The organism is Ramlibacter albus, assembly GCF_014297445.1.
In the GTDB taxonomy this organism is placed as follows: Bacteria; Pseudomonadota; Gammaproteobacteria; order Burkholderiales; family Burkholderiaceae_C; genus Ramlibacter; species Ramlibacter albus.
Map to the genome: position 1 here is coordinate 125,544 of NZ_JACORU010000012.1, position 12,018 is coordinate 137,561.

The window sequence follows — 12,018 nt, forward strand, 5'->3', positions numbered from 1 at the left end:
TGATTATAGCGTCTTTTTTCGGGCTGCTTTTCTACAGCGCGGCGCTCAGGCCGACGCGCAACGTGCGCGGTGCGCCCGGGTAGAGGTACACGTGCCCGAACTGGTAGGGCGACTCGCGCCAGTAGCGGCGGTCCAGCAGGTTGTCCACGCCGAGGGTCCACGTCGTGTCGACGCTGCCCATGCGGCGCTCGTAGCGCAGCGCGGCATCCACGCGCGTCCACGACGGCAACGTGATCGAGGCATCGGGCAACACGGGCCGCGAGCCTTCGTGCGAGACGCGGCCCTGCAGTTCGAGGCCCGGCACGCTCGCGATTCGGTATGCGGTGTTGGCACGTAGCACGAATTCGGGCACGTTGACCGGGCGCTTGCCGTTGGTGGCGGGCTCGGCCGTGCTGCCGCGGCGCTCGGCGTCGAGCAGCGTCACGCCGCCGTCGAGCCGCAGGCCGCCCTGCGACCAGCGGCCCGTGAGCTCCAGGCCGCGATGGCGCTGGTCACCGTCGTAAGCGCCAAGGCACGGCGTGATGAACAGGCGCGCGCATGCATCGAGGTTGCTCACCGGGCGCGTGACCTGGAACAGCGCGGCTTGCCAGCCGAGCGTGTCGGTGCCGCCCTTCGCACCCAGTTCCCACTGGCGCGACTTGAGCGCGGGCAGCGCGACGCCGGCATTCGTGTACTGCGAAGGACGGTTCGGCACCACCTGCGACTCGACGCCTTCGCCCCAGTTCGCATACGCCGTGACCGCCGGCGTGAGCTTGTAGCTGAGCGCGGCCCACGGCGTGGTGATGCCCTGGTCGTACGAGCTGCGGCGGGTGCCGTTGGTGCGCACGCTGTCGCGATCGAGCTGCGTGTGGCGCACGCCGAGCCATCCGGTGAGGCGATCGTTGAACCTGATCGCGTCCTGCACCGAGAACTCCAGCGATCGCTCGTCGCGGTTGGTGTTGGTGTCGGTGAGCGACGGATCAGCCGGCGTGAACAGCGTGCCCTGCACGCTGCCGGTGCCCACGTAATTGAACGCCGCATCCTGGAACCGGTTGCGCACGCGGCTTGCGAGCAGGCCGACGCCCAGGTCGTGCTGCACGCCGCCCGTGGCGAACTTGCCCTTCAGGTCGATGGCCGCGGCGTCCTGCCGGCGCTTCTCGTTCTCGCTGCGGAAGTCGTACAGGTCGTAGGTGCCGTCGCTGCAGTAGCGGTCGAAGTTGTTCTCCGCGCTGCAACCGAAGGGGAAGGCGATGCGGTCGTCGGTCTTGAGCTGCTGGGTGCCGAGCTTCGCGGACCAGCGCCATGCCGTATTGATCGCGCGCTCGTAGCGCAGCGTGCCGCTCGCGGCTTCGAACACATTGGGCAGCGACCACGGCTGGTTGTTCAGGTTCAGGCGCGGGTCGGGCGCGGCGGGCAACCGCGAGCCGAGCAGGCTGAAGCCGGCCTGGCTGGGCTGCGTGCGGCGGCTCAACTCGAATTCGCCTTCGAGCACCGAGCTGCGGTCGATGCGCCAGTCGGCCGCCACTGCAAACAGGTGGCGCTCGCCACCGAGGTTGCGCATCAGCGGGCGCAACTGCTCGTACGCCGCGTTGATGCGGTAGCCGAATGCGCGCTCGTTGCCGAAGCGGCCGCCCAGGTCCACCGCGCCGAGCAGGCTGGCGCGCTGCGTGGCCTCGATGCGTACCTTGCGCAGGTCGTTCTCCGTCGGGCGCTTGACGACGTAGTTCACCAGCCCGCCGGGCGCGCTGGTGCCGGCCTGGATGCCGCTCGTGCCCTTGAGGATCTCGACACGTTCCTTGTTGTCCAGCGGCACGGAAGTCTCCGCGCTGACCGGCAGGCCTTCGCGGCGGTAGTTGAAGCGGTTGTCGAGCGTGAAGCCGCGGATCGACAGGAAGTCCCAGTAGCCCGGCGAGTTGTACGCATCGGTCACCGACGGGTCGAACTGGGTGAGGTCCGCGAGGCGGCGCGCGCCCGACGACTCGATGCTGCGGCTGTCGATGACGGTGGCCGAGACGGGCACGTCTTTCAGCGGGACATCGCCGAAGCCGGTCACATCGGCCGTGGGGGCCGCGCTGCGGTCGGTGATGACGACAGGCCTGAGCATGGTCGTCGTCTGTGCATGCGCGGAGAGTGCGGCCACGAGGGCTGCGGCGAGAACGGAGGGCTTGAATGGCGCCACGACTTTTCCTTCGGTGTCATGGCGCAGGAAGGCGCGCTGTCATGCATGCTTCCCTGCGCGAGGATTACCTCAATCAGGTTCAAAGGGACTTTCTCAGTCGCCGCGGCAAAGCGGCAACACCCCTAGCGAGTGCGCTCCCGGACGGAACGCGTGTGGATTTTAACCGGACACGCCGAGCAGCCGATGCAGCTTCGTCGACGTGGTCGTGTATTGAAGGTGGATTTCCTTGCCGGGAAACACGATGGCCGCTGCGCCGAAGGCGGCGAGCGTGGCTTCGTGGAAGCCGCACAGGATCAGCTTCTTCTTGCCCGGGTAGGTGTTGATGTCGCCGACGGCGAAGATGCCGGGCACGCTGGTGGAGAACTGCTCGGTGTCCACCTTCAGCTGCTTGCGCTCGAGGTCGAGGCCCCAGTCGGCGATCGGGCCGAGCTTCGGGGAGATGCCGAGCATCACGAGCACGACGTCGGTGGGAAGCGCGCTCACGGTCGCGTCGGGCGCGGCGACTTCGACGGCTGCAAGGCGCCCGCCGGCTTCGCGCAGGCCGGTCACTTGCCCCACCTTGAATTGCATCCTGCCTTGGGCCACGAGCTCGCGCATCGCGGCCACGCGCGAAGGATCGGCGCGGAAGCCGTCCCGCCGGTGCAGCAGCGTCACTCGCGCGGTTGCGGCAAGGTCACAGGCCGCTTGCAGCGCCGGGTCTTCGTCGCCCAGCACCAGCACGTCGCGACCGGCGAACTGCGCCGGGTCCTCCACACGGTAAGCAACCTGCGACGCGAACTTCTCGATGCCATCGACCTTCAGCATGCGCGGCTGGAACGCGCCCACGCCCGCCGCGATGAACAAGGTCTTCGTGAGGAACTGCGTGCCCTGCGACGTGGCGACACGAAAGCGGCCGTCCGCCTGCCGTTCGACTTCCGAGACGACCTGGTTGAAGTGAAGCGTGGGGGAGAAGGGCTCGACCTGCTGGAGCAGCCGCTCGGTCAGTTCGCGGCCGGTTGCAACCGAGATGCCCGGGATGTCGTAGATCGGCTTGTCGCCATACAGCTCCACGCACTGCCCGCCGGCGTACGGCAGCGAATCGACGACGTGGGCGCGGATTTCCTGCAGCCCGAGCTGGAACACCTGGAACAGGCCCACCGGGCCTGCGCCGACGACGAGCGCGTCGGTCTCGGTCAGCCCTTGCTCCATTCCTTCTGGAGCTGCGGCAGCTTGTTCGGCTTGTCCTTCCAGTCGTCGGCGTCGGGCAGCGCCGGCTTGCGCTTGGTGATGCTCTTCCAGCCGGCCGCCTTGGCCAGGTCGGCGTTGATCTGGATGAACTGCAGCTGGTCCGGCGGCGTGTCTTCCTCGGCGTAGATGGCGTTGACCGGGCACTCTGGGATGCACACGGCGCAGTCGATGCACTCGTCGGGGTCGATCACCAGGAAGTTGGGGCCCTCGCGGAAGCAGTCCACCGGGCACACGTCCACGCAGTCGGTGTACTTGCAGCGGATACAGGATTCGGTGACGACGTGGGTCATGGGAATGCGGTTTGCGGGGAAACCGCCGATTTTAGGGAATTCAGCGCGGGGCCCGGGCGCACGCCCGCAAGACCCCGAGGGCTTTGATGCCGGTCAACGCACCAGGACGGCGGCAGAAGTCTTCTGCGTGGCGGTGTCGACGAGCACCAGCGAGCCCAGCGTGCGCGAGCGCGCGAAGGGCAGGGTGGCCAGCGGCTCCTGCAGCGCGAACTCCACGTGGCCGATGCCGTTGGGGTCCAGCTGCGTGGCCTCGTGCTCCTCGAGCGTGTTCACGTCCAGCTTGTGCACGATGCGCTTGACCCGCGCCTTCACCCAGCGGTGGCCATGCAGCGCCCAGTAGGCGCGGCCGGCCACGAGCGGCTCGTCGTCCAGCCACGCGACCGTGGCGGAGACTTCGCGCGAGGGCTCGATGGCGCCGGGCGCCAGCAGCCAGTCGCCACGCGACACGTCGACTTCGCGATCGAGCACGATGCCGGCCGAGTGGCGCGCGGGCACGGCCTTCGCCTCCCGCACGTGGTTCAGCACCTGCGCTACCTTTGCGGTCTGCCCGCTGGGCAGCACGGTGATTTCATCGCCGGGCTCGACCACGCCGGTGGCCACGCGGCCCCAGAACACGCGGCGGCCCTGCGAGGTGTCGGACGAAGACGAGAACTTTTCAACCCATTGCACGGGGAACGCGAACGCCTCTTCGGTCTCGGCAGGCGTCACGTCCAGCTGCTCCAGCAATTGCAGCAACGACAGGCCCTCATAGCCGCACCAGCCGGGTTGCGCCTCGACCACGTTGTGGCCCTTGAGCGCGGAGATCGGCACGATGGCCCGTGCTTCGACGCCGGCGGCGGCAACGAACTTCTGCAGCGCACCGCGGATGTTCTCGAAGGCGACCTTCGAGTCCTCCACCGCGTCGAGCTTGTTCACCGCGAACACGATCGCCGGCACGCGCAGCAGGTTCACCAGCAGCGTGTGGCGGCGCGTCTGCGGCAGCAGGTCCATGCCGGGGTTCTGCCATTGCAGCTTGGTGGCGTCCACCAGCACCACGGCGGCATCGGCGCTCGAAGCGGCCGTGACCATGTTGCGCGTGTACTGCTCATGGCCGGGCGCGTCGCCGATGATGAACTTGCGCGCGGGCGTGGCGAAGTAGCGGTAGGCCACGTCGATGGTGATGCCTTGCTCGCGCTCGGCGGACAGGCCGTCCGTCAGCAGCGCCAGGTCGGCCTCGCCGGACTTGGAGACGGACGCCAGCTGGTCCTGCAGCACCGCGCGGCTGTCCACCAGCAGGCGGCCGATCAGCGTGCTCTTGCCGTCGTCGACCGAGCCGCACGTGATGAAGCGAAGCGCGGCCTCGTGGTCGTGCTGCGCGTGCGCGCGGATGTCTTGCGTGTCGGCCAGCGTCATCAGAAATACCCGTCCTTCTTGCGCTTCTCCATGGAAGCGTCGGATGTCTTGTCGTCCATGCGCGTGGCGCCGCGCTCGCTGACCTCGGCCAGCAGCGTCTCGGCCACCACGTCGCTCGCGTTGGCGGCAGGGCTGGCGACCGGGCAGGTGCAGGTGATGTCGCCGACGGTGCGGAAGCGCACGGTGCGCGTGACGACCTCTTCACCGGCCTTCGGCGGCGTGAGCTCGGTCACCGGCACCAGCAGGCCCTTGCGCTCGATCACTTCGCGCTCGTGAGCGTAGTAGATCGACGGGAGCTGGATGTTCTCGCGCTCGATGTACTGCCAGACGTCCAGCTCGGTCCAGTTGGAGATGGGGAACACGCGGAAGTGTTCGCCGGGCTGCAGGCGCGTGTTGAACAGCGTCCACAGCTCGGGGCGTTGCGCCTTCGGCTGCCACTGGCCGAAGCTGTCGCGGTGCGAAAAGATGCGCTCCTTGGCGCGCGCCTTTTCCTCGTCGCGGCGGGCGCCGCCTATCAGCGCGTCGAAGCGGAATTCCTCGATGGCTTCGAGCAGCGTCACCGACTGGTGGGCATTGCGGCTCTCGCCGGGGTGCGCGAGGCGCACCGTGCCGCGGCGCATGGAGTCTTCCACGCTGCGCACGATCAGCTCGGCGCCCAGCTCCTGCGCGCGGAAGTCGCGGAAGTCCGTCACCTCGGGGAAGTTGTGCCCCGTGTCGATCATCAGCAGCGGGTAGGGGATGCGGCCCTTGCCGAACGCCTTCTCGGCGCACTTCAGGATGACCAGCGAGTCCTTGCCGCCCGAGAAGAGCAGCGCGGGGCGCTCGAACGCACCGGCGACCTCGCGCAGGATGAAGATCGCCTCTTCCTCCAGCGAGTCGAGGTGGCGGTTGCTGACCTGCCGCAGCAGCTGCGGCTCCGTACGGGCGTTCATGCCGTCTCCCCGAGCGTTTGTTCCTTGACGTGCAGGCCGCATTCCTTGGCCTTCTCGTCCTCCCACCACCAGCGGCCCGAGCGGAAGTCCTCGCCCACCGCGATGGCGCGGGTGCACGGCTCGCAGCCGATGCTGGGGTAGAACTCGTCGTGCAGCGGGTTGTAGTCGACCTTGTGCAGCTTGATGTAGTGCCACACGTCGTTCCAGGTCCAGTTCGCCAGCGGGTTGAGCTTGACACGCGGCTCGCTCTTGTCCACCAGCGGCACGTCGGCACGCGCGGCGGACTGTTCGCGGCGCAGGCCGGTGATCCACGCCTTCTTGCCTTCCAGCGCGCGCTGCAGCGGCTCCACCTTGCGGATGTGGCAGCAGGCCTTGCGCAGCTCGATGCTGCGGTACATCGGCTCCTTGCCTTCGCGGGCGACGAAGTGCACCACCTGCTCGCGCACCGGGCCGTAGACGTGGATGGGCGCGCGGGAAGTCGCCTTCGTGCGCTCCAGCAGTTCCAGCGTCTGCTGGTGCAGCATGCCCGTCTCCAGCACGAACACCGGGATGTCCAGCTCGAGCGAGTTGATGATGTGCGTGATGACCACGTCCTCGGCGCCGAGGCTGGAGGCCTGCGTGATCGGGTAGTGCTCGCGCGCGGCGCGGATCAGCAGCGCCTGCGTCTCCGCGAGCTTCGCGTCGAAGTCCTTCGAGGGACGGGCGTACAGGTCGATGGCACCCATGTCACGCCACCTCGAGGAAGCGGGGCTTGGAAGCGACGTCGCCCTGGTAGTAGTGCGCGTAGCGCTCGAACTGGCGCGGGATGTCCGCGGCGTCCTTGCCGTCCTTCAGCACGGCGCTGGAGAAACCGGTGCGCTGCATCTGCACGACCTGGTCCACCAGCACGTCGCCGGTGGCGCGAATGTCGCCCTTGAAGCCGCGGCGGCGGCGCAGCAGGTAAGCCTGGCTGTACGCACGCCCGTCGGTGAACTTCGGGAAATTCAACTCGATGCGCTCCACGCCTTCGAGCGACACGCCCAGCGGGTCCGCGTCGTTGCCCAGTTGCAGCACGTTGGCCGCGGCCTCGGCCGCATGCGCCTCGGCGCTCAGTACCTTGATCGTCTGCTGCATGTCAGGCGACTTCCTTCTCGACGAAACGCGCGGCGTTGGCAGCCGCCTTGAACGGGTCATGGCCGACGCGGCGAAGCGTGGCGATGAAGGTCTCCTGCTTGCCGCCTTCGGTTGCAGCGCGTAGCTTGCGGTACGTGTCGATGATGGCCTCGATCACGCCGGCGACCTCTTCCTTGGCGAAGGAAGGCCCCACGATCTTGCCCGGCGTCGCGGGGCCCGAGAGGTCGGAGCCGTTGGAGCCGCCCAGCGTGATCTGGTACCACTCCTTGCCGTCCTTGTCGACGCCGAGGATGCCGATGTGGCCCGCGTGGTGGTGGCCGCAGCTGTTGATGCAGCCGGAGAAGTTGAGGTCCACCTCGCCGATGTCCCATTCCTCGTCGAGGTCCTGGAAGCGCTCGGTGATGGCTTCGGCGATCGGCAGCGAACGCGCGTTGGCCAGCGAGCAGAAGTCGCCGCCCGGGCAGGCGATCATGTCGGTGATCAGGCCGATGTTGGGGCGCGCGAGGCCCAGCTTGCGCGCGGCGGCCCACAGCTCGGGCAGGTCGTCCTGGTGCACCCAGGGCAAGAGCAGGTTCTGTTCGTGCGTCACGCGCGCTTCGCCCGCGGAGAAGCGCTCGGCGAGTTCGGCGGCGGCGTCGAGCTGGTCGGCCGTCGCGTCGCCGGGGTTCTGGCCGAGGCGCTTGAACGACAGCAGCACGGCGCGCAGCTCGGGGTTGCGGTGCGGCTGCACGTTGCGCTGCAGCCAGCGGTCGTACTGCGGGTCGGCCTCCGCGTCGGCGCGGATGATCTCGTGCACGCCCTTGCCGGCGGCGTCGCGCGGCTGGCGTGCGACGGCGGGCGGCGCGAACTGCGCGGCCACGCGGTCGAACTCGGCCTGCGTGATGGTGTGCGGCGCGCCGTCCACCTCGACGATCTGGCGGAACTCTTCTTCCACCTTGTCGATGTATTTCTGCCCCTCGCTCTTCACGAGGATCTTGATGCGCGCCTTCCAGATGTTGTCGCGGCGGCCGTACTGGTTGTAGACGCGGATGCAGGCCTCGATGTAATGGAGGATCTGGTCCCACGCCACGAACTCGCTGACCACCGTGCCGATGATCGGCGTGCGGCCCATGCCGCCACCCACCTGCACGCGGAAGCCGACATCACCGGCGTCGTTGCGCACCAGTTGCAGGCCGATGTCGTACCAGCCGATCGCGGCGCGGTCTTCCTTCGCGCCGTTGACGGCGATCTTGAACTTGCGCGGCAGGAAGCAGAACTCCGGGTGCAACGCGGCCCACTGGCGGATGATCTCGCAGTAGGGGCGCGGGTCCGCGACCTCGTCGGCCGCGATGCCGGCCAGGTGGTCGGCCGTGATGTTGCGGATGGCGTTGCCGCTGGTCTGGATGCCGTGCATGCCCACGGACGCCAGCAGTTCCATCACCTCGGCGCTCTTCGCGAGCGGGATCCAGTTGAACTGGACGTTGGTGCGCGTGGTGAAGTGGCCGTAGCCGTAGCCCAGCTTGGTGTGGACCTGCCGGTTCGTCCCCGGCACGGGCACCGGGCCCAGCGCGGTTTGCTTTTCCTGCGCGTCTGCAAGCAGCTGCTCGTCCGGGCGGTCGTATTCGCGGGCAATCTTCGCCAGCACGCGCAGCTGCGCGCTCGACAGCTCGCCATAGGGCACGGAGATGCGCGCCATGGGCGCATAGCGCTGGATGTACCAGCCGTTCTGCAGGCGCAGCGGGCGGAATTCTTCGTCGCTGAGCTTGCCGGCGAGGTATCTTTCCAGCTGGTCGCGGTACTGCGCCGCGCGGTTGCGCACGAACTGGCTGTCGAACTCGTTGTACTGATACATAGGCCGCCGAATCTACGGCCCTCCCTTATGGAACCAAACTATTTTTTAATTCGGGCGTTATGCGGATAAGCTTATGCACCAGTGTTGATGCGGCCCGCCGGGCCGTTCGGTGAGGAACGCGGATAAGGCATGTCGCGACGGGTTTTCATCAAGGTGGTGGGGTTCTCGGACGTGGAGCGCCATGCGCTGAACACCGTCTTCCGCCTTTCCGAGGAGCGCGATACCGCCTACACCCTCTGGGCGCCCGAGGCGCCGACCAAGCCCGAGCTGGCCCTGCTGGACGGCCTGACCTACGAGGCGCGGCTCGAGGCGGAGTCGCCGGCCAACCGCAAGCTCAGCATCGTGTGGGTCGGCGACGACGCACCCGCCAACACCTGGCGCGTTTTCCAGCGGCCCATCGTGTGGACCGAGGTGGTGCAGGCGATGGACCAGCTCTTCGCGCCGGCCGACCTGGACTTCGACCTCGAGATCGGGGGCAGCGACGAGGCACCGGACAACGGCCCCGACACGCAGCCGTCGCAACTGGAGGAGCCGGGCAAGCGCGCCCTCATCGCCAGCCCGGACCTGAACGACCGGCTCTACTACCGCGCCAAGCTCGCGCTCGCCCGCATGCCGATCGCCGACGAGGCCGAGACGGCGGCGCAGGCCCTGGAGCTTTTGCGCTCCAACGCGTACCAAGTGGCGCTGGTCGACTTCGCGTTGCCGGGCGGCGCAGGCTGGGCTTTCGTGCGGCAGCTCAAGGCCGGTGACCACCCGGTGCCGCACGTGATCGTGACGATGGCCGATGCTTCGTTGCCCGAGCGCTTCCGCGCGAAGCTCGCGGGTGCGACGGCGCTGTTCCCCAAGCCGCCGGACCCGGAGAAGCTGGGCGAGGCGCTCGACCGGGTCTAGCCTTTCAGCCTTGCCGGAATTGGCGGGCTACGTCCAGCGCGCCGGCGAGCTTGCGCTCCACCGGCAGCGGCTCGCCGTGCAAGCGAGCCGCGAGAAGCTCGGCGCACAGCCAGGCGAAGGTCAGCCCGCGTGACCCCATCGCGGTGCTCACGGCTAGCCCGTCTTCCACCAGGCCCACGAGCGGCCGCCGGTCCGAAGAAGCGCAGCGAACGCCGGCCCACGCGTGCACTGCCCCGCGTTCGAACACAGGCGACAAGGCCCGCGCGGTGTCCGGCAGCAGCGTGCGAAGCCGCTCCAGGTTGGCGCGATGGTCTTCGGCGCGCTCGCCGCGGTCGGTGTCGCCGCGCCCATAGGTGGACCCGGTGAGCCATGCCATGCGCCCTTCGACCGGCACGCGCGGCACGAAGTGGCCGTTGCCGTTCACGGGTTGCGAAATACCGGGTTCACCTTCGTGCGACCAGCTCACCTGCCCACGCACCGGGTGCAGCGTGATGCGGCCGCCCAGCAGCGGGCCGGAGTCGAACGCGGCTGTCACGATGACGAGAGGCGAGCGGGCGAGTGGCGTGCCCGAGTGCCGCGTACCTGCAAGTTGTGCCTGCGGGACCTGCGCGTCGCCGAGCACCCGCCATGCATCGCCGTCGCGCTCGAGCGAGCGCACGCGCGCGCCCATGCGCCGCGTGATGCCAGGCGTCTGCAGCCAAGCCTGCACCAGCGCGGAAGGGCGCGCCCACCCCGCGGCTTCGTGCCACCAGTTGCCGCCGGCCACGACGCGGGTCCACGGCAGCAATTCGTCGCCGAGCGCGGGCGGCGCACGTTCGTCGCCGAGCCGCATCTCCAGCACGCCGCTGCGCTGCCACGCGTCGCCCTGCGGCAGCAACGCAGCGAGCTCCTGCAGCGTCGCGCGCACGCCGGCGCGCGAGAGGCGCGACAGCAGGTTGTCGTCGGGCGACTGGTGCGGCGCAAGCAGGCCGGCCGGCAGGCTCGATGCTCCGGAGGCGGGGCGTGCCGCCGCATCGAGCACCTCCACCTCCCAGCCGCGCCGCGCCAGTGCGGCAGCCACGGCGGCGCCCGCAAGGCCGGCGCCGATCACCACGCAGTGCGAGCGAGTCACTGACGCCTCGTCCACCGGCCCCTTGGTTTCCCATGCGGGGTCGTACACGCCGCGCAGGCACTCGCGCTTGGGCGGCAAGCCTTCGACCTTCTCCACCACGAACCCGCACTGCGCAAGGTCGCGCCGCACTTCGCCCGCCACGGTCCACGTGGCGACGGCTGTGCCGCGCCTGCACAGGCGCGCAATGGCTTTCAGCGTGGGCAACTCCCACATCGCCCCGTTGCGCTTCGGCTCGAAGCCGTCGAGCAACACCGCGTCGGCGCGAAACGCCTGCTCGCGCAGCATGTCGTGCACGTCGCCCACGCAGAGCGTGAGCAGCACCTGCCCGCCTTCGAAGCTCATTCGATGGAACCCCGGCACGAGGCCCCACCACTGCCGCGCGAGTTCGCGCGCCAACGGCTGCAGCTCGGGGTGCGCTTCGGCGCTGCGCAGGATGTCTTCGCGGCCGACTGGATAGGCCTCGATCGACACGAAGTGCAGCATGCGCGGGCGCTGCGGATCGTCCCGCCAGGCTTGCCACGCCGCGAGGAAATTGAGGCCCAGCCCGAAGCCGGTTTCGAGGATGCGCCACTGCGGCTTGCCGGCCCACGCCTGCGGCAGCCCGCAGCCCTGGAGGAACACATGGCGGGCCTGCTGCAGCCCACCGGAAGCCGTGCGGTAGATGTCGTCGAAGCGGGCGCTGCGCGGCGTGCCGTCAGGGCCCCACTCGACGGGTTCGGCCATTTATTCCGTGGGAGGGACGTAGCCGGCGGCCTGGTCGGCACCGCTTCCGAAGAAGTGGTTCTCCATCTGGCGCTTGAGGTACTCGCGCGCACGCTGGTCGGCCAGGTTCAGGCGGTTCTCGTTGACGAGCATCGTCTGGTGCTTCAGCCAGCCGGCCCATGCCTCCTTGCTGACGTTCTCGTACAGGCGCTTGCCCAGCTCGCCCGGATAAGGCGGGAAGTCGAGGCCCTCGGCTTCGCGGCCGAGCTTGATGCAGTTGACGGTGCGGGGCATGGTATTGATTAGCTTATGCGTATGAGTTACTGAGAATTCAGTCGTTCGCATTCGGAAGGCGGCCTTCCAGAATGCGC

11 protein-coding genes and 1 riboswitch are annotated in these 12,018 nt (G+C 68.5%); of the genes, 1 reads left to right on the forward strand and 10 read right to left on the reverse strand.

The annotated features are described in order from the left end of the window. Positions 1 to 31 precede the first annotated feature (31 nt). The 8 genes from H8R02_RS25070 to H8R02_RS25105 all read right to left on the reverse strand — a co-directional run bounded on the left by H8R02_RS25070 (position 32) and on the right by H8R02_RS25105 (position 8,943). Positions 32 to 2,158: a TonB-dependent siderophore receptor gene (locus H8R02_RS25070; RefSeq protein ID WP_354004971.1), complete on the reverse strand. Its 2,127-nt coding sequence runs from the start codon at positions 2,156 to 2,158 to the stop codon at positions 32 to 34. A gap of 33 nt (positions 2,159 to 2,191) precedes the next feature. After that, positions 2,192 to 2,292: riboswitch (TPP riboswitch) on the reverse strand. Between the two features lie 25 nt (positions 2,293 to 2,317). Then, positions 2,318 to 3,388, reverse strand: coding sequence for an NAD(P)/FAD-dependent oxidoreductase (locus H8R02_RS25075; protein ID WP_435531303.1), 1,071 nt, complete (start codon positions 3,386 to 3,388; stop codon positions 2,318 to 2,320). Next, on the reverse strand, positions 3,331 to 3,675 hold the full coding sequence (fdxA, locus tag H8R02_RS25080) for a ferredoxin FdxA (protein ID WP_187084242.1): 345 nt from the start codon (positions 3,673 to 3,675) through the stop codon (positions 3,331 to 3,333). The genes H8R02_RS25075 and fdxA overlap by 58 nt, the downstream gene beginning before the upstream one ends. 93 nt (positions 3,676 to 3,768) lie before the next feature. Further along, on the reverse strand, positions 3,769 to 5,067 hold the full coding sequence (locus tag H8R02_RS25085) for a sulfate adenylyltransferase subunit 1 (RefSeq protein ID WP_187084243.1): 1,299 nt from the start codon (positions 5,065 to 5,067) through the stop codon (positions 3,769 to 3,771). Further along, positions 5,067 to 5,999, reverse strand: coding sequence for a sulfate adenylyltransferase subunit CysD (cysD, locus tag H8R02_RS25090; RefSeq protein ID WP_187084244.1), 933 nt, complete (start codon positions 5,997 to 5,999; stop codon positions 5,067 to 5,069). Before cysD ends, H8R02_RS25085 begins: the two co-directional genes overlap by 1 nt. Next, a complete protein-coding gene (locus tag H8R02_RS25095; RefSeq protein ID WP_187084245.1) occupies positions 5,996 to 6,724 on the reverse strand; it encodes a phosphoadenylyl-sulfate reductase in 729 nt (242 codons plus the stop codon). Before H8R02_RS25095 ends, cysD begins: the two co-directional genes overlap by 4 nt. Position 6,725: 1 nt before the next feature. Beyond that, positions 6,726 to 7,112: a DUF934 domain-containing protein gene (locus H8R02_RS25100; protein WP_187084246.1), complete on the reverse strand. Its 387-nt coding sequence runs from the start codon at positions 7,110 to 7,112 to the stop codon at positions 6,726 to 6,728. A 1-nt stretch (position 7,113) separates the two neighbouring features. After that, on the reverse strand, positions 7,114 to 8,943 hold the full coding sequence (locus H8R02_RS25105) for a nitrite/sulfite reductase (protein WP_187084247.1): 1,830 nt from the start codon (positions 8,941 to 8,943) through the stop codon (positions 7,114 to 7,116). A 129-nt stretch (positions 8,944 to 9,072) separates the two neighbouring features. On the opposite strand from H8R02_RS25105, the gene H8R02_RS25110 reads away from it, so the two are divergent. Then, the gene (locus H8R02_RS25110) at positions 9,073 to 9,834 is read left to right on the forward strand and encodes a response regulator (protein WP_187084248.1); all 762 of its coding nucleotides are present in this window, start codon (positions 9,073 to 9,075) and stop codon (positions 9,832 to 9,834) included. A gap of 4 nt (positions 9,835 to 9,838) precedes the next feature. Here the strand turns inward: H8R02_RS25110 and mnmC are convergent, their stop codons facing one another. Next, positions 9,839 to 11,668, reverse strand: coding sequence for a bifunctional tRNA (5-methylaminomethyl-2-thiouridine)(34)-methyltransferase MnmC2/FAD-dependent 5-carboxymethylaminomethyl-2-thiouridine(34) oxidoreductase MnmC1 (gene mnmC / locus H8R02_RS25115; protein ID WP_187084249.1), 1,830 nt, complete (start codon positions 11,666 to 11,668; stop codon positions 9,839 to 9,841). Beyond that, positions 11,669 to 11,941 (reverse strand): oxidative damage protection protein, encoded by a 273-nt coding sequence (locus H8R02_RS25120; RefSeq protein ID WP_187084250.1) that lies wholly within the window; start codon positions 11,939 to 11,941, stop codon positions 11,669 to 11,671. It lies immediately after the preceding gene. Between the last annotated feature and the right edge of the window lie 77 nt (positions 11,942 to 12,018).

Coding starts and splice junctions, on each gene's coding strand:
- H8R02_RS25120 (WP_187084250.1), bottom strand. CDS start 11,941: ATGCCCCGCACCGTCAACTGCATCAAGCTCGGCCGCGAAGCCGAGGGC.
- mnmC (WP_187084249.1), bottom strand. CDS start 11,668: ATGGCCGAACCCGTCGAGTGGGGCCCTGACGGCACGCCGCGCAGCGCC.
- H8R02_RS25085 (WP_187084243.1), bottom strand. CDS start 5,067: ATGACGCTGGCCGACACGCAAGACATCCGCGCGCACGCGCAGCACGAC.
- cysD (WP_187084244.1), bottom strand. CDS start 5,999: ATGAACGCCCGTACGGAGCCGCAGCTGCTGCGGCAGGTCAGCAACCGC.
- H8R02_RS25095 (WP_187084245.1), bottom strand. CDS start 6,724: ATGGGTGCCATCGACCTGTACGCCCGTCCCTCGAAGGACTTCGACGCG.
- H8R02_RS25110 (WP_187084248.1), top strand. CDS start 9,073: ATGTCGCGACGGGTTTTCATCAAGGTGGTGGGGTTCTCGGACGTGGAG.
- fdxA (WP_187084242.1), bottom strand. CDS start 3,675: ATGACCCACGTCGTCACCGAATCCTGTATCCGCTGCAAGTACACCGAC.
- H8R02_RS25100 (WP_187084246.1), bottom strand. CDS start 7,112: ATGCAGCAGACGATCAAGGTACTGAGCGCCGAGGCGCATGCGGCCGAG.
- H8R02_RS25105 (WP_187084247.1), bottom strand. CDS start 8,943: ATGTATCAGTACAACGAGTTCGACAGCCAGTTCGTGCGCAACCGCGCG.